Source organism: Oceanobacillus polygoni, from assembly GCF_008304605.1.
GTDB lineage: Bacteria > Bacillota > Bacilli > Bacillales > Amphibacillaceae > Oceanobacillus > Oceanobacillus polygoni.
The window spans coordinates 17,900-41,428 of sequence record NZ_PIJY01000024.1 but is presented as its reverse complement, the minus strand read 5'-3'; the positions used below and the strand labels follow the sequence as shown (position 1 = coordinate 41,428).

At 38.4% G+C, this 23,529-nt stretch carries 28 protein-coding genes, 1 pseudogene and 1 riboswitch; of the genes and pseudogenes, 8 read left to right on the top strand and 21 right to left on the bottom strand.

Features of this window, described 5'->3' with window-relative positions:
* Nucleotides 1-34: 34 nt before the first annotated feature.
* Complete coding sequence (locus F1560_RS09415; RefSeq protein WP_246811923.1) at nucleotides 35-595, bottom strand: hypothetical protein; 561 nt, start codon at nucleotides 593-595, stop codon at nucleotides 35-37.
* A 294-nt stretch (nucleotides 596-889) separates the two neighbouring features.
* On the opposite strand from F1560_RS09415, the gene F1560_RS09410 reads away from it, so the two are divergent.
* Nucleotides 890-1,345, top strand: a complete 456-nt coding sequence (locus tag F1560_RS09410; RefSeq protein WP_149474366.1) for a DinB family protein — start codon at nucleotides 890-892, stop codon at nucleotides 1,343-1,345.
* Between the two features lies 1 nt (nucleotide 1,346).
* Nucleotides 1,347-2,465, top strand: coding sequence for an NAD(P)/FAD-dependent oxidoreductase (locus F1560_RS09405; RefSeq protein ID WP_149474365.1), 1,119 nt, complete (start codon nucleotides 1,347-1,349; stop codon nucleotides 2,463-2,465).
* A gap of 101 nt (nucleotides 2,466-2,566) precedes the next feature.
* Here the strand turns inward: F1560_RS09405 and F1560_RS09400 are convergent, their stop codons facing one another.
* On the bottom strand, nucleotides 2,567-2,989 hold the full coding sequence (locus F1560_RS09400; protein WP_342780250.1) for a universal stress protein: 423 nt from the start codon (nucleotides 2,987-2,989) through the stop codon (nucleotides 2,567-2,569).
* Nucleotides 2,990-3,029: 40 nt separating this feature from the next.
* The gene (locus tag F1560_RS09395) at nucleotides 3,030-4,484 is read right to left on the bottom strand and encodes a SulP family inorganic anion transporter (RefSeq protein ID WP_149474363.1); all 1,455 of its coding nucleotides are present in this window, start codon (nucleotides 4,482-4,484) and stop codon (nucleotides 3,030-3,032) included.
* A gap of 204 nt (nucleotides 4,485-4,688) precedes the next feature.
* On the opposite strand from F1560_RS09395, the gene F1560_RS22110 reads away from it, so the two are divergent.
* The gene (locus tag F1560_RS22110) at nucleotides 4,689-4,832 is read left to right on the top strand and encodes a hypothetical protein (RefSeq protein ID WP_187773679.1); all 144 of its coding nucleotides are present in this window, start codon (nucleotides 4,689-4,691) and stop codon (nucleotides 4,830-4,832) included.
* 86 nt (nucleotides 4,833-4,918) lie between these two features.
* On the opposite strand, the gene F1560_RS09390 is transcribed toward F1560_RS22110, so the two are convergent.
* From F1560_RS09390 to F1560_RS09345, 10 genes are all read right to left on the bottom strand, one after another.
* Entirely contained in the window at nucleotides 4,919-5,563 is a 645-nt protein-coding gene (locus F1560_RS09390) for a hypothetical protein (protein ID WP_149474362.1), read from the bottom strand.
* Between the two features lie 198 nt (nucleotides 5,564-5,761).
* Nucleotides 5,762-6,724, bottom strand: a complete 963-nt coding sequence (locus tag F1560_RS09385; protein ID WP_149474361.1) for a cation diffusion facilitator family transporter — start codon at nucleotides 6,722-6,724, stop codon at nucleotides 5,762-5,764.
* A gap of 70 nt (nucleotides 6,725-6,794) precedes the next feature.
* Nucleotides 6,795-7,433, bottom strand: coding sequence for a YczE/YyaS/YitT family protein (locus F1560_RS09380; protein ID WP_149474360.1), 639 nt, complete (start codon nucleotides 7,431-7,433; stop codon nucleotides 6,795-6,797).
* Between the two features lie 93 nt (nucleotides 7,434-7,526).
* Nucleotides 7,527-7,862, bottom strand: coding sequence for a hypothetical protein (locus F1560_RS09375; RefSeq protein ID WP_149474359.1), 336 nt, complete (start codon nucleotides 7,860-7,862; stop codon nucleotides 7,527-7,529).
* Nucleotides 7,846-8,589: a pirin family protein gene (locus tag F1560_RS09370; protein WP_149474358.1), complete on the bottom strand. Its 744-nt coding sequence runs from the start codon at nucleotides 8,587-8,589 to the stop codon at nucleotides 7,846-7,848. Before F1560_RS09370 ends, F1560_RS09375 begins: the two co-directional genes overlap by 17 nt.
* Before the next feature lie 77 nt (nucleotides 8,590-8,666).
* Nucleotides 8,667-9,050, bottom strand: a complete 384-nt coding sequence (locus tag F1560_RS09365; RefSeq protein WP_149474357.1) for a MaoC family dehydratase — start codon at nucleotides 9,048-9,050, stop codon at nucleotides 8,667-8,669.
* Nucleotides 9,017-9,358 (bottom strand): hypothetical protein, encoded by a 342-nt coding sequence (locus F1560_RS09360; RefSeq protein ID WP_149474356.1) that lies wholly within the window; start codon nucleotides 9,356-9,358, stop codon nucleotides 9,017-9,019. Before F1560_RS09360 ends, F1560_RS09365 begins: the two co-directional genes overlap by 34 nt.
* On the bottom strand, nucleotides 9,355-10,449 hold the full coding sequence (locus tag F1560_RS09355) for an acetyl-CoA C-acyltransferase (protein ID WP_149474355.1): 1,095 nt from the start codon (nucleotides 10,447-10,449) through the stop codon (nucleotides 9,355-9,357). The genes F1560_RS09360 and F1560_RS09355 overlap by 4 nt, the downstream gene beginning before the upstream one ends.
* On the bottom strand, nucleotides 10,446-11,891 hold the full coding sequence (locus tag F1560_RS09350; RefSeq protein WP_246811929.1) for an AMP-binding protein: 1,446 nt from the start codon (nucleotides 11,889-11,891) through the stop codon (nucleotides 10,446-10,448). The genes F1560_RS09355 and F1560_RS09350 overlap by 4 nt, the downstream gene beginning before the upstream one ends.
* A gap of 7 nt (nucleotides 11,892-11,898) precedes the next feature.
* Entirely contained in the window at nucleotides 11,899-12,459 is a 561-nt protein-coding gene (locus F1560_RS09345; protein ID WP_149474353.1) for a biotin transporter BioY, read from the bottom strand.
* A 317-nt stretch (nucleotides 12,460-12,776) separates the two neighbouring features.
* Between F1560_RS09345 and F1560_RS09340 the strand changes: the two genes are divergently transcribed.
* On the top strand, nucleotides 12,777-13,352 hold the full coding sequence (locus F1560_RS09340) for a Maf family protein (protein WP_149474352.1): 576 nt from the start codon (nucleotides 12,777-12,779) through the stop codon (nucleotides 13,350-13,352).
* 374 nt (nucleotides 13,353-13,726) lie between these two features.
* Here F1560_RS09340 and F1560_RS09330 read toward each other — a convergent pair whose 3' ends face one another.
* The gene (locus tag F1560_RS09330; protein ID WP_149474351.1) at nucleotides 13,727-14,107 is read right to left on the bottom strand and encodes a cupredoxin domain-containing protein; all 381 of its coding nucleotides are present in this window, start codon (nucleotides 14,105-14,107) and stop codon (nucleotides 13,727-13,729) included.
* Between the two features lie 553 nt (nucleotides 14,108-14,660).
* Here F1560_RS09330 and F1560_RS09325 point away from each other — a divergent pair.
* Together F1560_RS09325 and F1560_RS22740 are read left to right on the top strand one after the other, a co-directional pair.
* Complete coding sequence (locus tag F1560_RS09325) at nucleotides 14,661-15,074, top strand: helix-turn-helix domain-containing protein (RefSeq protein WP_149474350.1); 414 nt, start codon at nucleotides 14,661-14,663, stop codon at nucleotides 15,072-15,074.
* Between the two features lie 273 nt (nucleotides 15,075-15,347).
* A complete protein-coding gene (locus F1560_RS22740) occupies nucleotides 15,348-15,431 on the top strand; it encodes a putative holin-like toxin (protein ID WP_223116404.1) in 84 nt (27 codons plus the stop codon).
* Nucleotides 15,432-15,812: 381 nt separating this feature from the next.
* On the opposite strand, the pseudogene F1560_RS09320 reads toward F1560_RS22740, so the two are convergent.
* The 5 genes and pseudogenes from F1560_RS09320 to F1560_RS09300 form a co-directional block, all read right to left on the bottom strand.
* Nucleotides 15,813-15,998 (bottom strand): annotated as a pseudogene (locus F1560_RS09320) (zinc ribbon domain-containing protein); the annotation flags it as partial.
* Between the two features lie 395 nt (nucleotides 15,999-16,393).
* Nucleotides 16,394-17,158: an HpcH/HpaI aldolase family protein gene (locus F1560_RS09315; RefSeq protein WP_245347652.1), complete on the bottom strand. Its 765-nt coding sequence runs from the start codon at nucleotides 17,156-17,158 to the stop codon at nucleotides 16,394-16,396.
* 73 nt (nucleotides 17,159-17,231) lie between these two features.
* Nucleotides 17,232-17,615 (bottom strand): cupin domain-containing protein, encoded by a 384-nt coding sequence (locus F1560_RS09310; RefSeq protein ID WP_210095891.1) that lies wholly within the window; start codon nucleotides 17,613-17,615, stop codon nucleotides 17,232-17,234.
* A gap of 36 nt (nucleotides 17,616-17,651) precedes the next feature.
* Entirely contained in the window at nucleotides 17,652-18,539 is an 888-nt protein-coding gene (locus tag F1560_RS09305) for a DUF6282 family protein (protein WP_149474347.1), read from the bottom strand.
* 82 nt (nucleotides 18,540-18,621) lie between these two features.
* The gene (locus F1560_RS09300) at nucleotides 18,622-19,902 is read right to left on the bottom strand and encodes an SLC13 family permease (RefSeq protein ID WP_149474346.1); all 1,281 of its coding nucleotides are present in this window, start codon (nucleotides 19,900-19,902) and stop codon (nucleotides 18,622-18,624) included.
* Between the two features lie 352 nt (nucleotides 19,903-20,254).
* Between F1560_RS09300 and F1560_RS09295 the strand changes: the two genes are divergently transcribed.
* Complete coding sequence (locus F1560_RS09295; protein WP_149474345.1) at nucleotides 20,255-20,848, top strand: Crp/Fnr family transcriptional regulator; 594 nt, start codon at nucleotides 20,255-20,257, stop codon at nucleotides 20,846-20,848.
* Nucleotides 20,849-21,367: 519 nt separating this feature from the next.
* Here F1560_RS09295 and F1560_RS09290 read toward each other — a convergent pair.
* Both F1560_RS09290 and F1560_RS09285 read right to left on the bottom strand, forming a co-directional pair.
* The gene (locus tag F1560_RS09290; protein ID WP_187773677.1) at nucleotides 21,368-21,997 is read right to left on the bottom strand and encodes a DnaD domain-containing protein; all 630 of its coding nucleotides are present in this window, start codon (nucleotides 21,995-21,997) and stop codon (nucleotides 21,368-21,370) included.
* Between the two features lie 64 nt (nucleotides 21,998-22,061).
* On the bottom strand, nucleotides 22,062-22,217 hold the full coding sequence (locus tag F1560_RS09285) for a helix-turn-helix domain-containing protein (RefSeq protein WP_342780248.1): 156 nt from the start codon (nucleotides 22,215-22,217) through the stop codon (nucleotides 22,062-22,064).
* Between the two features lie 242 nt (nucleotides 22,218-22,459).
* Nucleotides 22,460-22,506, top strand: a riboswitch (PreQ1 riboswitch).
* 363 nt (nucleotides 22,507-22,869) lie between these two features.
* Between F1560_RS09285 and queC the strand changes: the two genes are divergently transcribed.
* A complete protein-coding gene (gene queC / locus F1560_RS09280; RefSeq protein ID WP_149474342.1) occupies nucleotides 22,870-23,529 on the top strand; it encodes a 7-cyano-7-deazaguanine synthase QueC in 660 nt (219 codons plus the stop codon).

Below are 23,529 nucleotides of genomic sequence, written 5' to 3'. Positions count from 1 at the left end.
CCATATTTTTTGTCGCTATGTGTTATTTTTTGACTTATTCTATGCCTTTTAATGTTTCCGTTACATTCCAAATTCGATCAAAGGTTGTGTAATTATTCAACGCAATATCTAAATCATGAAAATAACGATGCAAACTTCGTATAAGCTCGCTATCTTGCTCATCCGATATACGGTTTGCTAAGTCAACAATTTGTTTTAAATCCGCAAGCAACGATTCATCTGTTATTTCTGTATCAATCCCTTCAATCCTATCGATAACTGTTTCTGCTTGCTCTCTTTGCTCGTCCCAATCCAGATTATTTATCCCACCATATCCAGTTGTTTTATTATAAAATTCATGCATCGCCCGAATAAACCGACCCAATTCCGCATTTTCACCCCCAATAGTAGCACGCACCCGATTAATTTCTCCCATTGCTTCTTCCGAAATATCATTCTGATCAACCGATCCGACCAATTCATCATCGCGGAATAGGGACTTCATATCTAGTTGGAATACATTAAAAAAGAATAAACTAGATGCAATCACCGTAATCAAAACAACTCCAATCATCGTCCAGCCGAACCATCCCAATTTAATTTTTTTCTCTTTCACCAAAGCGACACCCCCTTGTTCCAATTAATGAAAACAGTTTATTATTCCACGTTCGAGAGCTTGAGCAATATCTTCATTGTATCCTATCTTTATTCAACACATGTACGATTTCTATATAGATACCCTTCAGCCCTTCTGAATGGAATTGAAATAATCATACTTCGTTAAACTGTTTATCTAAACTTCCTACTCCTTTATTATTCTTGAGAAATCTACAATTTCCTCTATATAATTCGATATAATTGTTAAAGTAGTGCTATTTCCATTATAATCAATACTATTGGAGGGATAAATATGTCACGAAAACAATTCAATTTAACAAGAACTTCCTTACTGACATTTATTAAAGAATTAGACGAAGATACTGTTGATCGCCAATCGGAATACTTCAATAATACCATCCGTTGGCACATTGGACATGCACTTGTAGTAACAGAAAAATTTCTATTTAGATATCCTGCTAAGTCAACACATATTCCTAAGGATTTTGCAGAGCTATTTAGTTCAGGTACAAAACCTAGTGATTGGACTTCTGAGGCTCCGACATTAGATGTACTAATCGAAGCACTGGAAAATCAGCAAAATCGCGTAAATGAATTTGATGATCTTTTTTGGAAATCGAACGTTAAGTTTAAGGTACCGTTTGGTAGCATCGAAACACATGGAGATTTGTTAATCATGCTTGCTTTTCATGAAGCAGAGCATATTGGAAAAATCAAAGCAATGCACCAAGTTCTGAAAGTCGGGTAATATGAGTAAGAAATGCATTATAATTGGAGCTGGAATATTAGGAGCTAGTACAGCCTACCATCTCGCTAAAAAGGGTGCCAAAGTTGTTATCATCGATCGAAACGATCAGGGACAAGCAACAGATGCAGCCGCGGGAATTGTATGTCCATGGCTTTCCCAGCGTCGAAATAAAGCATGGTACAACTTAGCCAAAAATGGGGCACGGATGTACCATGAGTTAATCAATGAATTGCTAGACGACGGTGAAAAGGATGTTGGATACGCACAAGTAGGTGTGATTAGTCTCCACACCGATGAAAAAAAGCTTCTCGCAATGCGTGACCGTGCAATCAAGCGCCGGGAAACCGCCCCAGAAATTGGTGAAATCACCTTACTTGATTCGACACAGACGAAGTCCATGTTCCCAATTCTTTCTGAAGAATATAGCTCCGTACATGTTAGTGGTGCCGCTAGAGTTGATGGGCGTAAACTACGGGATGCGCTGCTTCAAGCTGCGAAAAAACATGGTGCTGAATTTATTACGGGAAATGCAAGCCTAATGACAGAAGACGTTCAAATTACTGGAATTTCTGTAGATGGAAAAACCATTGATGGAGATTGTGTAATTGCAGCAACAGGAGCATGGATGAATGAGCTGATCCAGCCACTTGGCGTGACATTTCAAGTCACCCCACAGCGTGCACAAATTATGCATCTAGCAGTTCCTGACATGGATACATCTACATGGCCTGTTGTCATGCCACCGAATAATCAGTATATGCTAGCATTTGATGATAGACGAATTGTCGTTGGTACAACATACGAAGATGACACAGGATTTGATTACCGAAATACAGCTGGTGGCATGCAAGAAATTTTAAATAAAGCGATTGAAGTAGCACCAGGATTACGAAATAGCACCGTATTAGAAACAAGAATCGGTTTTAGACCAGTTACCCCGGGATTTCTTCCTGTAATCGGCGAGCTACCTAATTTCAAAGGATTACTTCTTGCGAATGGACTAGGTTCTACTGGATTAACAATGGGACCATACATCGGTATGCAATTAGCAAATCTAGCATTAGGTGAGAAACTTGAAATTGATTTAGAAGACTATGCTGTAGCTGGGGCTGTTCAATAGGATGGCATTTTTTCCATCCTATTTTTTAAGTAGTAGAAATTGAAGAATTTTTTCCATAGAAAAACTGCCTATCAATTGGGCAGTTTTTCTGTTCTATAGGATCATTTAACAATTAAGACTGGGCATGCTGCACGCTTTGCAACCTTATGGCTGACACTTCCCAGAAGAAAGGACTGTACTTGATTTAATCCACGACTCCCAATCACGACACAATCAACTTCTCTTTCCTCTGCAAACTCAACAATACGTGGCCCAGGTTCTCCATGAAGGACGTGCGTTCCGAAAACAACATCCGATTGATCCAATAATTCCCGAATCGGTTTTATTTTTTCCTTCCGTTTTGCTTCGATCTCAAACTTATTTGTAGCGTACAGTACATCCTTCTTGGCGGTATTCTCATCTACAACATAAACGGCTTCAATGACGCCATCAAACTTTTTAACAAGTTCGATCGCATATTTTACAGCACGAATGGAATGCTCTGAGCCATCAACTGCAAGTAAAATTCGTTTAAACAAACGCACCACCCCGTTTATCGTTTTCTACCATCATAGCACAACAAAATTAATGTTCGGAAGGAATACCTTGGATTTTATTTTTCAGTTGCTTACTTTCCGTATTTAACCCCGTATACGTAACACGAATGTTAGCATCTTTAAACTTCGATTCAATTTTATCCAATGCAGCTATTGCTGAATCATCCCATAGATGTGCATCAGTCAAATCAATTTCAACATGCTCTACAGCATCTTCATAGTTAAACCGCTTCGGCAGGTCACTTACAGATGCGAAGAACAGCTGTCCTACTATTTCGTAAATCCTCGTATTCCTAGCTTCAACAAGGCTATCTGTAACCGTTACTTTAGAAATTTTCGCCGCAAAAAAGATGGCACTTAACATCACACCTGCAAAAACTCCTAATGCTAAATTGTTCGTCACAAGAACAATAGCAACCGTCGCAACCATTACAAACGCATCGGTTCGTGGTACTTTTAAAATATTACGTACCGAAGACCAATCGAACGTACTAATGGAGACCATCACCATAACACCTGCTAGAGCTGCCATCGGTATTTGTACAACGAAGTCGCCTAGGACTACAATAAGAAACATCAAAAATGCACCCGCTATAAACGTGGATAATCGACCTCTTCCACCTGATTTTACATTAATCCCAGATTGTCCAATCATTGCACAGCCAGCCATCCCGCCAAAGAAGCCTGTTATGATATTGGCGATTCCCTGTCCGCGGCTCTCCCTGTTCTTGTCACTTTCCGTATCTGTCATATCATCTACAATATTCGCTGTTAAAAGTGATTCCAATAACCCAACAATTGCTAAAGCAAAAGAATACGGGAAGATAATCATCAATGTTTCTAACGTAAATGGAACAGACGGAATAAAAAAGACTGGTAACTGCTGAGTTAAAGCGCCCATATCCCCAACCGTTCGTATATCAATATTACCGAGAATTACAATAGCAGTAACAACTATAATTGCAACTAATGTAGACGGTATTGCCTTCGTAAAACGCGGGAAAAGGTAAATAATTGCTAAAGTCAATCCAACGAGTACGTACATAATCCACGTTTCACCAATAAAATGTTGAATTTGAGCAACGAATATTAGTATAGCCAATGCATTGACAAACCCAATCATGACTGAATGTGGGACAAACTTCATTGCTTTTGCTAACTTGCATACCCCAAAGATGAATTGAATAATTCCTGTTAAAATCGTTGCTGCTAACAGGTACTGCAGCCCATATTCTGCAACAAGGTTTACCATCAATAATGCCATCGCACCCGTTGCAGCAGATATCATTCCTGGTCTTCCGCCGACAAATGCGATAACAACTGCAATACAAAAAGAAGCGTATAGACCAACCATTGGATCTACACCCGCTATAATAGAGAATGCAATTGCCTCTGGAATAAGTGCCAAAGCAACGACAATTCCAGATAGGATATCTCCCTTAACATTCCCAAACCAATCTTGTTTTAATTGTTCGATCTTCAATCCCTTACCTCTTCCTAATCTGTATATGAAGCTTTTGAACGACTCCATTTAATATTTTCCAAAAGATTATCATACCATAATTTATGCTAGTTATCAAAATAGCAATAAAGCGCATATACTATTCATTTATTCACGTTAAGAATTATATATTTACAGGTATAAACGAATTTGGTAACCTATCTTTAGGCGAAAGAGGTGTCCTATATGAAAGGGAAAGTAGTTATACTTATCATTGTACTTGTAACACTCATTGCTATGTTTTTAACTTGGTGGTACATGGAGAATATTATTGATGATTACGATATTGAGAGAAAATCGTTAGGAGAAACGGTGGAGTCTTCTATTTAAAAACAGGCCAGAGAAATCATTATTTCTTTGGTTTTTCTCTCCTAGCGTCGTATTATCATAAAACCTGTTTTCAATTAAGGAGAGTATTATTCTACAGGCATCTTGTATGTCTGCTTCATTAATGTCATATAATCCTGCAGTTCTAATTTCCATTTGCTAGATTGTACAGAAAAATTCCGTACATATCTCTCTGTCTCCTTTCTAGCACCTGCTTTCACTTGTAGTAGCCTACTAATAGTTATATAAAAATCATTCCCAAAAGGGATAAGCAACCCGCTAATCAGATCACCGTTCTTCGGAACCGGAGATTTCAAATTAGGATAATAAACGACACTTGATTGATTACAAATTACATCTTGAAAAATAAATACCCTCCCACTTCTACTCCCTGCTTTTGTTACATGATAAAAACTAGGATTCATTTTAAGCCAACTATATAATACTTCACGTAACTTCACGCTTTTATTTTCCCATCGTTGCCGATTCTTCCGTAAGTAATGTTGGTATATTGTTAAGCCGTCTGTATCACGAATACAGAAGATAGCCATCCAAATAAAAGATTGAAACAATCCATCCCGATATTCTTCAAGGATATCGAGCTGCCCAATCATCGCTTCGATTTGATTGTAAATAAATTCTTGATACTGATCTGTCGCAAAAAATAATAAATCATCTAAAATAGCGTATAATTCTTCTGTTAGCTTGTCCGTATAATAAACAATATTTGTCATTTTTCCCCCTCCTATCAACGCTCCTATTTATTTTAGCATGACCAACATATATTACCAGCGCACAAAAAATAAATATAGACGAGGTTGCTCCTAAAAAGTTGAATTTTTCTTTACTTAAAATTGGTTTTTCTAACTACTGTTCTACTCCATAATGGTATTCCATTTAAAATACAAAAAAAATAAACATGCAGCACATGTCTATTTTTTATCTTCTGGTTTCCAATTCTGTATATCATCTGTTTCTACTATCCCCAACAAAACATCGGCAACTTCAGACTCCCTTAATAAAACATCTTTTAAACGATATTTAATATCATCCGCTTCATCTAATGTTAGTCCTTTTCTTAGCTCAATCGTACCTTCCACATGGTACAACCGACCTTCTTGAATCATCCGTATCCGTTGAATATCAACGACATCTTCATCCTTTAATAATAAGTTGTATATTTTATCCTGAATCTCAGCTGGAGCAGCTACACCGATTAACCCAACCATATTATCATAGCCAACCCGAAAGGCGACATAGAGCATTAAAACCCCGATAATCATAGAAGCTATTCCATCTGCGGCAAGGATACCGAAAAATTGCGCCAGTACAATCCCAATAATCGCTAGTACCGCACCAGCCGTAGCAACCAAATCTTCATAAAACACAAGCCTTGTTGCAGGAGAAGCCTTATTTACGTTTTTAAACGCATAAGGAATGATGGAGACAGCTTTATCGGCTCCGGTTTCCATCCTGATTTCTTTCATTGCTTTATACAAGATAAATCCATCAATCAAAAACGCAATCAATAAAATGATTATATTAAGCCAAAAGTGCGTTGATTCTGTTGGATGCTGTAATAAATGCCAGCCTTCTTTAATTGTTTCATATGCCATTATCGTTACAACAACTACAGCAATCATGCAAAAGATATTAATAACACGGCCAAACCCTGCTGGAAAACGCTTCGAGGGTGGCAATTCGGCAAGAACACTACCAAAATAAACAAAGCCTTGATTAACCGCATCTGCTAAGGAATGCATGGCTGAGGCAAACATCGTACCACTGCCACTGAATGCAGCAGCTACACCTTTAATGGCAGCTAAAAACGTGTTTCCAAGTGCAGCAATACCCGATGATGTATTTCCCTGTTTCAATCTTTCAATAATACGCATCACATACCTCCTATATGGATAGCTATACCCATAGTTGCCCAGTTATATTAGGAGAAATGAAGTGCTTTTATTAATTTGCATCAGTTGCTCTATCTGGCTGCTTGTAATCCCGTTGCAGTACAACCCTACCCAGTCTCAAATATGTAAACTGGAAGATTGGACTTTGAATAAACGTAAAGATAAATGTAAAGATAAAGACTGGACCGCCGATTAAAAGTCCAATAACAAGTACACTACATTCAGTGATAATCCGCACTCTGCCAATTGGCGCTGCCAGCTTATCGGCAATTGACAGCATAAATCCATCCCTTGGACCCGCTCCCAAACCTGCTGCATTATACATTCCACCACCAAATCCCATGATAACAATGCCTAAAATGATGAATAAGATATCGGTCCATGACTGTGTTGCATTTGGCAAAATATCCAGCCAACGGTACAGATCGACGAAAACTCCTACTAGAATGGCATTCATAAACGTACCAAGCTTAATATATTCCCTGCCTATTACAAACGTTATCGTGATCAAAATCGCAGATATGATGATATTCCATGAACCAATCGACAGACCTAATTTTTCATAAAAAGCAACACTGAGCACATCCCATGGATGTATCCCTAGATGCTGCATATTAATGGTTAATGTAATACCTGCACTGAATACAATAACCCCAACTAAATAAAATGTTAAACGAAATGGATAATTAATTTTAACCTCCCCCTGTACTCTTTTAAAAAATTATTAATTTCTCTACTTGTTTTTCGGCTATAGTATCAGTTCGTAAAAAAAACGAACCCCTATTTACTTTTTCACCCATTGCTTTGCTACTTGGGTATAGAAATCTTCATCATGCAGATGTTCTCGAAGCTCAACAAAAGAATCAATCAATTGTTTGGAAAGTTTATTCTTGCCTTCGACGGAGCCTTTTGTTAAGTCCTCATTCAGTTGATTATTCTCTACCAATGCTCTATAGTAATTTTTCATTACTTCTTCGGACTCGTAACGATTCGTTTTTAACAGCGTCTTCAACGATTTCTTTGCGATAAAAAGCTGACTATATGATTTCATTTTTTGTAACATTGTTCCGATCCTTTCATTGATTTTAGTAAACGTCGTTTCTTTAACGATTACTTGCATTCCCACTAATCGTCCCAGACATAGACATCACTGCATCCATATCGACAAAAAATAAGACAACAGACGTGTCCTCTATTGCTGTAATTGCTGGAAGCAAGTTTTCTAAGTCCGTTATGGCTTCCTTCTTTTTTAACTGAAGATCTCCAATTTCAATTTCTCCATCTAGCACATAAAAAAAAGGCACGAGCCCTGGATAAACAGGAATATCTAAGACATCTCCCTTTTTTGGGTGAGCGTCAAGAATGTAAACATTATTTCTAACATGCAACGGTGCCTGACTATCCTCTGGACCTACCATCACATACCATTCTCGATTAGCTACCTCTTTATCATGAAATTGTATTCTTGGTTCCAGGTCTGCCACTCTTGGCCGCACGAAGATTTGCAGCATTTCTACGTCTTCCTGGTCTACCTTCTCCTCATGCCAAAAGCTAGAACCAGCATTCATCATCATAATTTTCCCAGGAAATATTGGTGCTTCTAATCCTGCAGAATCCTTATGATTTGATGTCCCCTTATAAACATAGCTTAGTATTTCATCGTTAACATGCTCATGCATTTTGATTGTTAGTCCTTTTTTCATCACAGCATGATCAATAACACTTAAAGGTCCAAATGCAGTATCATGAAACTGCTGATCAATAATATCACCAGGCTGCACGCGAGTTACTGTGAAATAGCCTTTGTATGGCTGTTTATGTTTGTCTGCGGATAGTTTTTGCAGCATCAAAAGCCCCCCTTTGTATTTATATGTTCTGCTATTATTATAGCAAACTATAACTATTTTAGAGCTACCTGAAACAATTATGTATTCTTCTCATCCTTATCTACTCTTCGAAACCTGACTCTCCCTCTTACCACTTGTACACCATCGACTGTTCCCCTGATTTCAAGCCATTGTAAATCGTTTTTCCTCTCCACAATCAGTTTCAGCTCGTCATTCACATATACTGGCTGCAGAAAATGCATTTCATAGTTGGAAATCATCACATTGCTTTCACAACGTGTAGAACAAAGCTCAGCACCAATACCCATGATTAGCATTCCATGGGCAATCGGCCGTTTATACTTGTATTGCTTTGCAATTTTTTCATCTTGATGAATGCGATTTTGATCACCTGATAATAGCGTATATTGTTTTACTTTTTCTTCTGTTAAGACGACCTTACAACTAGTTCGGACACACATCGAAAGTTCTCCTTTCCACCCAAATCGAAACCGACAAGGGTTTGTGTATAAAATGTATTCACCCCTCTTCTTACTTTTCGATCAAGCAAAACTTCACATTCGTAGCTCTCGCCGATCATAAGTTGAGAATAACAAACACATTTTTGCTTTCGATGAATTGGCTCTGCCTCGTATTCCCATGGCACCTCGATATACTTATAAAATAGCATCGGAAAGGTCGGCGGCAATTGATTTTGTTTACCAAAAATCGCTTCATAGTTTTCCACCATTTTTTCTGTGATTGTCACGACAACCCTTTTTGACTTCATGTTATTCTCTCCCATAGCACCGCTATACCAAGACCACCACCGATTCCAATTGCTGAAACACAGTAATTGGGCACAAGTCTCTGGGCCTCATAAAACAATCTTGTCACAAGAATCGCTCCCGATGCACCATATGGATGCCCTAACGCAATCGCACCGCCTTCTGGATTTATACGGTCATACGAAATAGAAAACGCTTGGGCAAATAAAGCAACCTTTACCGCAAAAGCTTCATTTAGTTCAATTAGGTCGATGTCTTCTATGGATAAATTAGTTTTAGATAGGAGCTTTGAAACGGCTTGAACCGGACTTGATGCTGGATAGTTCGGATCGACTCCAGTTACACTGCTATCTACAAAACTGAGGATTGGTTGCAGATTCAATTCCTTTGCTTTATCTTCTGACATAATCAGAACAGCTGCCGCCCCATCATTGACACCGCAAGAATTACCAGCTGTCACCGTTCCATTTTTCTTAAAACAAGGGGACACGCGCTTTAGCATCCGCTCATAATTCAAATCCGGTTTTAACCCTTCATCTCTTAAAGGAATACCTGCAATCCGGACCATCTCATCAGAAAAATATCCTTTATCAAAGGATTCAAGCGATCGCTGATAGCTTAAAGTCGCAAATTCATCCTGCATTTCTCTTGTAATCCCATATTTCCCAGCAACATTCTCAGCTGCAATGCCCATATCCGGATCACCAATATGCTCCGGCGAAAAACGCGCTCGACTTTTAAAATGGGACGTGCTTACACTTTCCACCCCACCTGCAATATAGATATCCCCTGCACCTCCCTGAATGAGGTGACAAGCAAGTCGGATTGCTTCTAGCCCAGAACCACATTGCCGATCAATGGTTATTCCTGGAACAGTATATGGCTGACCACTTTCCAGAGCTGAAAGTCTAGCAAGGTTTCCGCCAGGACCAACCGTATTTCCTAAAATGATATCTTCAACAGGTTCGTTAAGGTCTTTTGTAAGATCCCGGATGACAAAAGATGCTAATTGTTCAGGAGAATAGTTCTTCAACACACCATTTTCCTTTCCAATTACCGTTCGTTTTGCATTTACAATCACTGCCTTTTTCATACATAACTCCCTTGTTCGAATTGCTTTTTCAATTCTTGACGGGAAATCTTGCCACCAGCTGTTTCCGGAAAGGAGTCGATTTCCCTCCAGATTCTAGGGATCTTGTATGCCGCTAAGTTTTTAAGACAATAGGTTTTTAATGATTGAATCGAAACATCGCCCTCGATAAAAGCGGCCACCTTCTCTCCCCAATATGCGTCACTGATTCCAATGACTGCCGCCTCTTTTACACCATGATAGCTTTTTAGCACTTTTTCTATTTCCTGCGGGTAAATGTTGTACGCCCCATATAAAATCATGTCATTTTTCCGCCCAAGAATGTATATGTACCCAGCTTCATCCATTTTGGCAATATCATAAACGGTCGCCCAATCTCCTTGAAGTACCTTTTTGGTTTCGACTGGATTATTGATATAACCATCAAAAAACATATTACTTTTCACATACAATATTCCTTCTTCCCCAACTTCGGCTTTTTCCCCATCTTCCTTCATGATGCAAATCTCTACGTTATGAAAAGCTTTGCCAACAGAAGTATCATTTTTTTTATCCGCATCATCTTTTATAAGCGAAACAAAGCTAAGCTCTGACGCACCATAAAATTCATGGATGGTCACACTAGGAAACTGTTTTCGAAATGTCTTCTTCACACTTGGTAACAGCTTAGCCCCCGTTGAAATAAAGGTCAACTGCTTATCACTCTGAAATTCTTCATTTATCACTGCCTGTATCATTGTCGGAACAACATAAACCGTTGATATAGGATATTCATCTATAGTCCTCATTAGATGTGCCGTATTGAATTTCCTCAGCAAATAAACCGTTCCTCCATCAAAGAGCGTACTTATTGCCCCATAGAGAAACGTTGAATTTACAAATGACCCAGGAATCAGTACATGTTCACTCCCACTCATCCCCAAATCTTCTCGATTGCATGTAAATGTATCGACCCATGATTCATGCGAACGTATAAAAGCCTTTGGCATCCCAGTTGAGCCGGAAGTAAATCCAATATAAAATGGGACATTTTCTTCTATATCTGTCTTTTGAAAACTTTTGCCATTTGCCCACTGAGCCAAATCATCCGAAAAAACAACCTTGTAAGGGAGATCAGACAGGATGTTACGCATTCTTTTATCAGCTATAATGAAATCGGGTGAAGTTTGCTTCAACCGTGCTTCGATTTCAGCCTTTTTCCATCTCATGTCACCAATAATACTAGCCCAGCCAGCCTCACATGCGCCTGCAAATACTTGTAAAAACACTTCATCATTTGGTAAAAAAAGAGCAACCCTTCTTGTAATAGCCTCTTCCATTGAAAAAGCAGCTGCGGTTTGTTGTACGATTTCATACCATTCCCCGTAGGTCAGATAGTTTTGTTCTGTAATAATTGCAGGCTTATTCGGGTTTAATTCCTTATGCTTATCATACGTACTTGTCACTTTCAATTTAAACTTTGACCTCCTTTAAAAACGGAACACGCTTCTGTAATTTTATAGCTAGTAACGAAGCAATCATAACTTTTGTGAAATCACCCGGTAAATAGATCAGATTCAGGATGGCAGCTTGCCCAATCGAGATTTCCATCACAAACGCCTGATATGGTATCCCAAACAGATAGATAACCAGCATACCGCCAACAAAATTAGCTACCATTAATTTAAATAGGGATGTTTCTTTCATTTTGTAGGATATGTAACCAATAATAAACGCACCAGCAACCCAGCCAATGAGAAACCCTCCTGATGGGGTAACAAATACGCCAAGCCCGCCTCTGCCGCCTGACAATAATGGCAAACCTGTTGCAACTAAAAATAAAAACAAAATTAAACTATATGCAGCATACTTCGGACCAAAACGAGCACCCAGCACACTTCCAGCAAGCATAACACCTAATGTTTGCAGCGTTATCGGAACTGGTGAAAATCCCAATGGAATCGGTGGAATTAGCCCTAATACGCCCATAACTGTTGCAAATAAAGATACATATACAAGTTTTCTCACACTCATTGTCAACCACCTCTTAAGTTTAGTTAACAATAGTTTAGTATAAATATTACGTTTCGTAAATTGATTTTTTTGAAAAAGGTTAGGTATATGTCTATTAAAACATAAAATACATTTGGACACTCTTCTTGATTTATTGAATGCGCAAAAAAATAAGACGGGTAAAACCAGTCTTATTCCTAAGAGAATAATATGTTGTATAGGGAAATTCGCGGTTGAATTTATAAAAAGCCTTCCTGACCTCCTTTCTTGATAGCTTTTACAATCTCCATGAGTCTCCTATAATAAACCTATAACAATCACCATCAGGAGGAATTTTCATGACGAACAAACTAATCTTAGCCTCAACATCTCAAAGAAGGCAAGAACTGCTAAATCAAGTTAGAATTCCCTTTACTTCCAAGAGTCCTAATGTAGATGAATCACAAATTACCACCAATGATCCAATCGAAAAAGTGAAACAGCTGGCCATGCTAAAAGCCAAGAACGTTCCTATTAATCATGATGAAGTGATTTTAGCTGCGGATACGGTAGTTGCTTATAAACAAACGATATTCGAAAAACCTAATAATAAGAAACAAGCCTACCAAATGATTTCAGCGCTCAGCGGTGACGTACACGATGTATTTACTGGTGTCATGATTCGTTCATGTAAGGAGAGAACAGTTTTCGTGGAACGTACACGGGTTGAATTTTGGCCACTGAGCACTAACGAAATTGAATGGTACGTATCGTCAAAGGATCCATACGACAAAGCAGGTGCATATGGTATTCAAAGCCTTGGTGCTCTGCTAGTGAAGCAAATTAATGGGGATTACTACAATGTAGTGGGCCTTCCTATTTCCCGTGTTGTTAGAGAGCTTAGGAAGTTTTCTATATATCCTGATTTAGATTAGGTCCATAACAATCAATATTGGAGATGCACTATCGATTGCTTGCGCAGTAGCGTTTGCTTTTTATATTTTTCACACACATCATTTTGTAAAAAAAGAAGATGCGATATCACTGACTATCGTCCAATTTATTACAGCCTCCTTCATAGGTGTCGTTGCATTTTTTGGCATGAGGTGCATACAATGCGTATGGCTACGCGTGCCGCTTTCATTATGGTCGCTATTTTAATAACGGAATTAAAGCCTAATCTACAGTGGAAACATGTCATAAAAAATAGCGATAGAATAGCATTCACGCTAGACTATCGCTATTTCGTTTATTTTAAAAAGATTTATCCTCTATCCTTTGCTCGTTTTCAAAAAGAAAGTTTGTTTTTTTATTCAATGATTACTTCTCCAACCATTCCTTCTTTTTCATGAAACCGACATATGAGGTCGTATGTACCGGTCTCTTCCGTTTTTACAATAATGGCTTTCTGTTCTCCCGGCTGAACTTCGACATCGATACCAAGCTTTTCCACCGTAAAGGTATGTTGCTTCTGACCTTCATTTTTCAATAACAACTTTGTCGGTTCTCCTTTGGCTATCGTAATCACATCTGGATTAAAATAATCATCATGTAACTCGACCACCATCCCTTCGACCGTATCCACAGGTTTTGTTTCGCTTTCTGTTGTTGCAAACGCATGTAGCGGGGCTGAAATGGACATAACCATTATCATCACAAATAATCCAGCCAACCAATTTTTTACAGACAAGAGCAATCCCTCCTTTCCTTACACTATTTTCTTCAATTCACTATAAAATATCACGAAAAATTTGATTGAGGAGAATCACGAATGGATTAGAAGGATTGCTAAATTAAACAATAAAAAAGAACCCATTCTGAACTTAAATGGATTCCTCATTCAAGTATAGGGTTCCGTTTTGAGGCGCATATTAATTAAACAACAAACCAAATGAGTATAATGGCTAATCCAGCGTAATCAAGTGCTACAGGGAATGCCAAAGTGGTCAGAAAGTTTGTCGTCATCCAATTAAAAAAGACACTCACACCCATCCCGATACCACAGACAACATCTTATATTGTTTTTCATACGTTCTCGGTGTAGTTCCTTTTAGAACAAAAAGTTTAGCATAGTTAAACAAAATCCTTCATATATTTAATTGAATTTTATCCTTTTCTTCCCTTATCTAATATGTCTTCAACATATTCCTTTAAATCATCATTATTTTTACGAAACATAAGATACAACTCCTTTAAAGCCTTTCGTTTTTAAATATCATGCACTTGAAAAGAGGTTTTTATACATGAGAATAGAGATTGAAATGAAAGATGAAACGTATGAAAAGATCAAGAATATGATTGACTGGATTAATTTAGATAATTCATTTCGTGGAAAAAATGATACTCCAGAAGCCAAAATTGAGGATTTTATAAAAGGTGCAGCAATTTCTAAATTATTGGATGTAGAAACAATGTCTCCTTTACTAAATTCTAGGGAAGTGGAGAGTTTAGAAATTAAAAACCGATTTAAGGAAATTGCTAAAGAAAAGAAAATGAAACAAGTTGATATTTGTAAAAGGACTGGACTTAAAAAGGCAAACCTCAGTTTGATCTTTAATAATGAAAAGACGTTAAGAGCTGACACTTTTTTTGCTATTTGGCTAACATTAGGTTGTCCACCTATTCATGAATGTTTATATATTAAAAAGGCCGGCTGAAATAGGAATATGTTTGGGATGGTGCTATAAAACGAGTAAAAAACTCGTTTTTTTTATTTTTTTGGAATAGTACAAGTCGTCATTACCATACGTTTAACTAAACTAAATAAAACAAGGCAAAAGTTTCGAATGATTAAACTTCAGGTTTTTTTTAGTAATTGAATCTCTGTGGTTTTATTGCAGCAACAGGTTTAAGGATTCTAATACATTTAAGTGCATACGGCTTTTCGTGGTGGCTCGTCCCTCTGATTCAAGAAGAAAGGGGGTGAGAGAATGACGATTTTTGAAAGCTTGGTCATCTGTATTTCGTTTGCTTCTTTGATTGTAACTGTACTGTCTTTTCACGAAAAAAAATAACCACCCATATCGCCCAGCCAGCAATTCGTGTGGTTATTTTTCGTTAATTTGTGAGCTGCCCCTTAAAGTGCTACTGCACAAACCCGCTTGGTGTTACAGCACCAAGCGTTTTTTATATTGTATGACTATTTTTATATATAGATACCCGATTTTAGCCTTTTTAAAGAACTTTGACCAAAAGAACTGCTTTTCATTCGTAGCAGTTGCCTCAAGTCATCTACTTTACAGGTATAATACTATATGAAATGGTAAAACTAATGTGCAGATATAGTGAATGACCCCTCCTTACATTCTTTTGGGTTATTTGAAGAAGGGGCTTCCTAATTCAATGACCGTTGCTTGTTGGAGTACCCTAACAAGTCTTATACAGTCTCCACAGGCTTAGATTATACTGTTTGGACACAACCTTGCCCTACAGTTATAAAGAAGTTCTGCCTTTGCCTTTTGTAGAATGTTTACGCTTGCGTTATGATCTCGATCAAGTACCCCTCCACATTTCTTGCATATATGAGTGCAAACGGAAAGAGACTTCATTACTCGATTGCCACAACAAGAACAGTCTTGAGAAGTGAATTTTGGCTACACCTTGTTTTTTACATTTATAAGCAAGCATATTTCGAAACATTCCCCATCCAAGAATAGATTTCGATAACTTCCTGTTTCTGACCGGATATTTAGATTTTCTACCGCAACCACTGAATAATCTTTCGCTAGGCTGTAGCTTAATGTATGCAAAAATCTTTACGCTGATTTACTACTTTTTCTTGTAATTGTCGAACCTGGTGTACTTATTTGAATATAGTTAGCAGAGCCTCTTTTCCTTTTAGAAAGTTTACGTTGGGCTTTCTCTAATTACTTTTCCTTTTTACGAAGAAACCTAGGATTTTCATACATTACGCCATTAGAAAGAACAGCATATTTATTAATCCCAACGTCAATAGTTATGTCCCAGCTTCAATGATTCACAGACTATTTCTAACTGCATCGATTCGATTCTTTGTCACGCTTCTGAAGAATCCCAGATCATTCATGATGGTAACGAATTGGAAACCTTGCTGAATCCGCATCGTTGCGACTTCTTGCGTTCCCGCAATGATGCCTGGTACGATGTTATACTTCTTGCAGGCTTCCAATACTTTGTCAATTGCAGATTCTAACTCCTTGTTATTGCTTTCGCCAAAAACACCCATATCCTGCGATAAATCGGCTGTTCCAATAAAGATACAGTCAAGTCCTCGTGTCTGGCAAATTTCTTCTATATTTTCTACACCCTTCACTGTCTCACACTGCATGATGACGTAGGTATTATCGTTTACTTCACCTTTATTGTAATTTTCATACCAGCCCCATCTTGGCCCGCGTCCTGCACCTATCCCTCTTTTTCCAAGAGGTGCAAGCTTCATATTCTTAATAATATACTCGGCGTGCTCTTTCGTTTCCACCATAGGTATCATCAAGCCATGTATGCCTACATCGAGCATTCGGGCCATCATAGGCCCATCATGCGGATCGTAAATACGAGCAAGTGGTGCCATGTCATATAATTCCGCGGCACGTATCATGTTCACCATGGTTTCCATATCGGTTTGGGCATGCTCCATATCAATAAGGACAAAATCGAGATCATTGAGTCCTAAAATTTCCACATTGGTCGGTGAACCAGAAGCAACGAACGCACCTAAAACATACCCGCTTTTCTCCAGCTTCTCTTTGACTAAATTGTGCATTTTCACTATGTTTTCCTCCCTTCGAACCGTTACGTAATACAATCAGTCAATTAGCTCAGCACATAATTCTTATTTACTTACGGTAGTTCTCAATGAATTTCCCGTAAGATTCGTTGTACTCTTCTCTTAATGGATAGAAAATATCCATGTTAAGTACAGGTACAGGGCTATCGTAGACATCTATATAATGCTCTACACCAGCTGGAACTGTAATCCAGGAACCTTTCGTCATGCGATAAAGTTTACCCTCTACATAATAGTCGCATTCACCTTCCAGGATAAGTGCAATCTGTTCATTTTTTTCGTGCTTATGCGGTTTTTTCTCATTGCCATTCTCAACTTTATTAATTGTGACATTGATGTTTTCTGCTCCCATTCCAAATACTTTCCGTGTTATGCCTTCTCTCACAAATTGCCAAGGCAAGTTATCCAGATTACCGTAATCGATTTTTGTCATCTTTATTTCCTCCCTGATTTTAGTTGCTTGATGCTATTATTGAAAATTGAACAGCTTTTTTGGGTTCTTCTTAGTCATGATATTGATTTCTTCTTCGCTGATTCCGAAATGTTCTTCCAGTGCGTTGACAAAATTAAACATGCCATCTACTGGAGAGCCATTGACAGCCTGCCCATAGTCCGTATCGATAATAATGCGATTCACGCCACATGCATCAATCATCTCTTTTGCGACGGAAAGATCAGTTATTGCTTCCACTTTAGAGCCACTATCTTTAAACACACAGGCGTTGATCTCAATATAGGCACCCATTTCTGCCCATCTCTTCATATCTTCAATGGTTGCTCCCACCTGATAATGTGGATGCGTTACAAGGACACGTTTCATTCCAAGTTCAAAGGCTTTTTTGACTGTCGCATCCACCTCAATCTCATTTCCGTGACCAGTTGCAAGTACCATATCATGCTTGGACATATACTCGATTACTTCCACAGCTTTCGTATTCAAATTCCCATTTTCATCAGCGATAACGATTGGTTCTTCCACTACCTCCGAAGCACCAGCACCACCAACAAATCCCGAGTCCTTGTGATTGACGATATGCGTCTTAGAGGAGACAGTAGGGAAGTAAACCATTGCTGTGTCCAATTGTCTCGCTTTATCTACTGCATTCACATTAAAACCGCCAACCGCATTATTCAGAACCAAACATCCATAAGCCTTACAGGTCCCATTGCCTAAATGTTCTTCAACCATTTTCGTTCCAAGAAGTGCCGGAACATAGTGATCCTTAACAACAAAACCTGCATAGCCAGCTTCTTCCGCGAGCTTCAACATCTCGGCAGCATCCACCGATCTCTTCGCTGTAGATGGTCCACAATGCACATGCACATCATACATTCCTTTTAATATACTTCTGTCCATTTCTTTTCCTCCTTAAAATAGGCTTATTAATGACTTGCTCAGTTATTTCTGCTAGTCACCTCATTGCAGTAAGTAGGCGGAACTACAAACCAGCAGTTATTCCATATATGCCTGTATTTGCCAGAATCCCAGCTATAATCGACATCACGATAGCTACAAGGAATAGCTTATTAAATATTTCCGTTCTCTCTTCAGCGCTAGGTTTGAATAGTGTTCCATAAGCAGCCAGAACCATCGCACCGCCCATCGACAATGGACTGATTGCGGCTGTGAAGCCACCGTTGATAATTGTACTTATTAACTCAATGTCCAAGAACATATTGCCAACCGATGCATTCAACGTCTCGATTGTCGGAATTAAGGTAGGGATAGGTCCCGCAATCGCTAATGAGAAGAATGACATGATCGACGAAGTGATACCGAGTAACGGCGCCAGTGTCCATGTTGAAGAAACAGAAGACAAAAGATTTGCCAAAAGGGCTAATCCACCAAGGTCACTTATAACACTCAAAAGGTGGCCAATCCCTATACAAAGGAAGATTGTTTCCCATGGAACCCCTAAAAATGCCGCTTTTTCATCAGCTGCCTTAGCAATCAGCAGGATTACAGCAAAAACCAGCGCCGTAAGTCCTGCATGCGCTCCTAGTAGCATAATAGCGAGTATCATAAATACAAGCATGGCCAAGGTCAGTTTTTGCGTGAAATTGAATGCTGGAATTTCGATTGTACTTGCACTTTCTTCCAAAGAAAGCTTACTTTCAACAGAATGACTTCTTCTCCATCCACGAAAACCGATATAAACTAGAATACTCCCGATGGTAAACAGAATTGTCCCGTTTAATAATATTTGAGTCGTGTAACTGGGAAAGCCAGCACTGTCAACAATCAGGTTGGCTGTATTTCCAAACACGCCAACTGGTGTCATAAGCGTCGTGTTCGCTCCATAGATAGTCAGCACGCCTATCAGAATCGGGTTGTAACCCATTTGATAACCAACACTCATGACAATTGCGGGCAATACCACATAAGCAGTCAAACCACCTGGATCGACAACAGTGATGAGTGCGCTTACTAAAAAGACCATAAGAGGATATAAGGAAGCATAACGGCCAAGTTTTACAAAAAGCTTTTTGGACAGCAGTTCTAAAGAGCCATTATTCTGCGCAATTGCAAAAAAGAAGAACATCCCAAACAAGTTCAGAAATAGACTCGTAGGGAATCCAACGACAACATCATTACTTGATATCCCACCAGCCATTCCTAGTATGATGGCCATCGCAAGTGAGATGATACCAATATTTTTTTTCAAGAAAACCCCTAATGCAATTACAATGACCAGTGATAATAAAGAAATAACTTCCATTCCATTCGTTCCTCCTATACTTTTTCTCAGTAAGTTTACCGTTTTCACTCACCTACATGCTGCGATTGATAACTGCTCCTTTGTAATCATATCTTACAAAATATTTTAAAGCGCTTTCAATATCATTTGATACATAGCTATTTTTTTAGATTAGAAGTTTAATATTGTTGTATAATAAATGATAAACAAAAGGAAGATAGTATCTACCATCAGTATCTCGATTTTTATTTAATCGCTTATTAATTTACATTTGAAGGGAGAATTGAACAGTTTGCGGAAGATCAATCTGTTTTTCGAAAATCAATTTATAGATTTTAAAACCTTACTATTAAATATCGGGGAGGAGCATCTATTGGAGAAAGGCAATGTCATCACTAATAATATCGAACCCTTATACTTGTACTATGTAGAGAAAGGCATCTTTAAATTATCTGTCGATCACATAGAAGGAGAAAGCAAGACGATTTGCTTTCATGGTGAGGGTTCTATTTGCCCCTACTCCTTAAGTAGACCGTTGGATGGCAAATTCCAAATTGATGTTGATTTTTTCGTTATAACCGCCATCACCGATATCGAGACGATTCGCTTCCGCCCAGAGGATTTCTATCAGGCGCTCAGGGAGAATCCTGATTTGAGCATTGCGATGCTGGATTATGTCATTATGCACTCCAATCTGTTCATGCGCGAATCGCTTACTCTCAGCTATGATTCTGCTTTCGTTAAGACATGCAACATTGTTTACATATATACGCACTACTTGAATAAAATGGGGATTAACCTAACACAATCGGAAATCGGCGAGATGATTGGGGAAACAAGGTTAGAGGTGGCCCGCTCTCTGAAAAAATTGCGCGAGGGGAATGTCATCAAAACATCAAGGAATTGCATTGAAGTTCTGGATTCAGAACAACTTAAGCTTTATTGTAATCCTGATTTTGTGGATTGAAATTGTTATATATATATCTTCAATTTTTTCTATGTTTAAATATGTGACTTCTGCCATAAGGTTTATACACAATTATTTTTTCAACATTTCTATTGGGCTAAATTCGGTAATAAAATAGGTCTCAGCAGAATGCCAGAATTGCATTTTTACCACTATCATACAAGATGGCGATTTTTAACTGAAATTCTTAAGCTTAATCCTAATTGTAACCATCGTCATTCTTTTAAATTAAAAGAAGTAACCGCCCCTGTGACTATGTTTTGCGCTTACTTCTTTGTGAACTAACAACTGAATCTATCTCTACTATGACAATGTCAGTTCTAACAATAAAAACTGGTCTTCCCTTTCCATTTAACTCTACGGTCCATACTTCACCGCGCTTGCCTATCCTACTCACCTTCTTTACCGTAAAGCATTTCTTCTTTCTCTCTTATAATTTGCTCTTTTGAGCGTCTTGAGTCAAAATAATTATCAAATAACGTATTGAATAACTTTATCCGCTCTGTGATATCCATTTTTTCAATTGCTTTTAATTTTTATGTAATTTCTGACCTCCGCTGTGTTTTTCAATCCGGCACGTTTCCACTGCTCTAGAATTTTCTCCACATAGCTAAACGTACGCGCCCCTTTTTTCACGGCCAATTCAATTGCTTCCAAAATAATCCCTTCTTCTAGCTCCTCACACCAATCATGTAAGGATTGCATAACAATTGGGGGAAGACCGCCAAAATTTTGTTCATAAACGACAAGCAGTTTTTCGGATGCGATCTTTCTTCCTTCTCTTCTTCTATTTCTCAAATCATCTAGTAAGGGAAGGGATTCGGTCTTGGATTGGAACTGCGATTGGTATCTTGATGATTCAACGGATTGGACCAATGAGTTCAACTGATAAACCGGTGCACGTCCCTTCTTGCCTTTTTCGTAATGAATAAATTGGTGCTGAATAAGAGTAGCCCTCGCATTGATTAGACCCTGTTTAGATAAACCTGTTAATTTCATCAGCGTCGAATTGGATACATTAAATTTACTCTGACAGCTAACCTTATTCCATATGGTAAATAAGCTATACCATAATACAATTCCGCTGCTGGACATTTCGTTTAATAATAGCCAATCCCGAAAAGCATTCATCTCTTTCCATACATTCATATGCTCCGCTTCCTTTCCCATGTGCATTTCGGAAATGGCGCCTTCTATCTAGCACCTATCTCTGCTAATTTCCTCGTTCCTGAATCCAGTTCTCGATCACTTCCGGCAAAAATAAAATCCTTCTTCTAATTCGAAAATGTGGAATTTCCTGATCGCGCACTAAATCATAAATTGTATCGGAATGAACACCTAGAAAAGCAGCTACTTCTTTTACGGTCATCATTCGATGCTCTATCGTTTCCCCCTTTCATCTTTATAATCGAAAGTAGTTGGGTTTAGGGGGGATTGGTAGGGTTATTGTGGGTTGTTTTTTGCTTAGGTGGGGTAAATGGTATTACGGAGATTCAAAATCAGCATCCTTCATCACTACTTTTTTAATAACCATAAAAATCTCCCGAAAATATCAATCATATTGACACCATCCCCATTCTCAGCTATCATAAATAGGAATGAAACACGGAATCGGAAGAGGTTCATAGCTGAAACCCTCTATAAAAAACTATGGATACATTGACGATTAGCCATGTCCATATTGGATGTGGCTTTTTTTGTTAGAATCGTAGTTTGCTATAGCCTCTCGTAGTGTTTTGGAAAAATACGGGGAGGTTTTTTCATGTCTGAGAATAGCCAAGCATAAGGTTTAAAAGGATTACACAATTCGTGGTAACAAAGTGTCCATGTATTGTTAGTCTTCAAATTTTGATTGGCCATTGCTGTTTAAAATCGGGAACGTATAAGGATATGGTCATACATATTTCAGGAAGAATATATGCATTAAAATGAATACAAAGAGGTTTTAGCTACCCTCTATAAAAAACTAAGAAAACAGCATTTCTTAGTGCTGTTTTTTCTTTTGGAGAAGGAGTTTTTACATGAAGAAAGATAAAGCCATTGTTGTCTTTAGCGGAGGACAGGACAGCACGACCTGTTTATTCTGGGCAAAGGAACAATTTAAAGATGTTGAAACGGTTACGTTTGATTATGGTCAACGCCATAAATTAGAAATTGAATGTGCGAAAGAGATTGCAGAAGATCTTGGTGTAAAACATCATATTTTAGATATGTCGCTGCTGCATCAATTGGCACCCAATGCCTTAACGCGGGATGATATTGACGTAGCTGAAGGCGATGAAACGGAACTCCCTAACACATTCGTACCAGGTAGAAATTTACTTTTTCTATCCTTCGCTGGTGTGTTAGCAAAACAAGTTGGTGCAAAACATCTAGTGACAGGGGTTAGTCAAACGGATTTTAGTGGCTATCCAGATTGCCGAGATAGTTTTATTAAATCATTAAATGTAACGCTAAATCTGGCAATCGATGAACCGTTTGAAATCCATACTCCGTTAATGTGGTTGGATAAAAAGGAAGTCTGGGAATTGTCAGATGGGTTAGGTGTATTAGATGTAATTCGGGAAAAGACTTTGACCTGCTATAACGGCATCAAGGCTGACGGCTGTGGTGCGTGTCCAGCTTGTAAGCTTCGTCATAATGGTTTAGAGCAATACTTGCTGAAAAAGGGAGAGAAATAA

What these genes read in the sequence shown, in the direction of transcription:
- F1560_RS09355 (WP_149474355.1), bottom strand. Translation starts at nt 10,449, where the DNA reads ATGAAAAAGGCAGTGATTGTAAATGCAAAACGAACGGTAATTGGAAAG.
- F1560_RS09325 (WP_149474350.1), top strand. Translation starts at nt 14,661, where the DNA reads ATGAGAATAGAGATTGAAATGAAAGATGAAACGTATGAAAAGATCAAG.
- F1560_RS09390 (WP_149474362.1), bottom strand. Translation starts at nt 5,563, where the DNA reads ATGACAAATATTGTTTATTATACGGACAAGCTAACAGAAGAATTATAC.
- F1560_RS09310 (WP_210095891.1), bottom strand. Translation starts at nt 17,615, where the DNA reads ATGACAAAAATCGATTACGGTAATCTGGATAACTTGCCTTGGCAATTT.
- F1560_RS09410 (WP_149474366.1), top strand. Translation starts at nt 890, where the DNA reads ATGTCACGAAAACAATTCAATTTAACAAGAACTTCCTTACTGACATTT.
- F1560_RS09375 (WP_149474359.1), bottom strand. Translation starts at nt 7,862, where the DNA reads ATGCAAGTAATCGTTAAAGAAACGACGTTTACTAAAATCAATGAAAGG.
- F1560_RS09345 (WP_149474353.1), bottom strand. Translation starts at nt 12,459, where the DNA reads ATGAGTGTGAGAAAACTTGTATATGTATCTTTATTTGCAACAGTTATG.
- F1560_RS22740 (WP_223116404.1), top strand. Translation starts at nt 15,348, where the DNA reads ATGACGATTTTTGAAAGCTTGGTCATCTGTATTTCGTTTGCTTCTTTG.
- queC (WP_149474342.1), top strand. Translation starts at nt 22,870, where the DNA reads ATGAAGAAAGATAAAGCCATTGTTGTCTTTAGCGGAGGACAGGACAGC.
- F1560_RS09305 (WP_149474347.1), bottom strand. Translation starts at nt 18,539, where the DNA reads ATGGACAGAAGTATATTAAAAGGAATGTATGATGTGCATGTGCATTGT.
- F1560_RS09340 (WP_149474352.1), top strand. Translation starts at nt 12,777, where the DNA reads ATGACGAACAAACTAATCTTAGCCTCAACATCTCAAAGAAGGCAAGAA.
- F1560_RS09360 (WP_149474356.1), bottom strand. Translation starts at nt 9,358, where the DNA reads ATGAAGTCAAAAAGGGTTGTCGTGACAATCACAGAAAAAATGGTGGAA.
- F1560_RS09300 (WP_149474346.1), bottom strand. Translation starts at nt 19,902, where the DNA reads ATGGAAGTTATTTCTTTATTATCACTGGTCATTGTAATTGCATTAGGG.
- F1560_RS09405 (WP_149474365.1), top strand. Translation starts at nt 1,347, where the DNA reads ATGAGTAAGAAATGCATTATAATTGGAGCTGGAATATTAGGAGCTAGT.
- F1560_RS09365 (WP_149474357.1), bottom strand. Translation starts at nt 9,050, where the DNA reads ATGTGTGTCCGAACTAGTTGTAAGGTCGTCTTAACAGAAGAAAAAGTA.
- F1560_RS09370 (WP_149474358.1), bottom strand. Translation starts at nt 8,589, where the DNA reads ATGCTGCAAAAACTATCCGCAGACAAACATAAACAGCCATACAAAGGC.
- F1560_RS09315 (WP_245347652.1), bottom strand. Translation starts at nt 17,158, where the DNA reads ATGCACAATTTAGTCAAAGAGAAGCTGGAGAAAAGCGGGTATGTTTTA.
- F1560_RS09385 (WP_149474361.1), bottom strand. Translation starts at nt 6,724, where the DNA reads ATGCGTATTATTGAAAGATTGAAACAGGGAAATACATCATCGGGTATT.
- F1560_RS09285 (WP_342780248.1), bottom strand. Translation starts at nt 22,217, where the DNA reads ATGACCGTAAAAGAAGTAGCTGCTTTTCTAGGTGTTCATTCCGATACA.
- F1560_RS22110 (WP_187773679.1), top strand. Translation starts at nt 4,689, where the DNA reads ATGAAAGGGAAAGTAGTTATACTTATCATTGTACTTGTAACACTCATT.
- F1560_RS09290 (WP_187773677.1), bottom strand. Translation starts at nt 21,997, where the DNA reads ATGAATGTATGGAAAGAGATGAATGCTTTTCGGGATTGGCTATTATTA.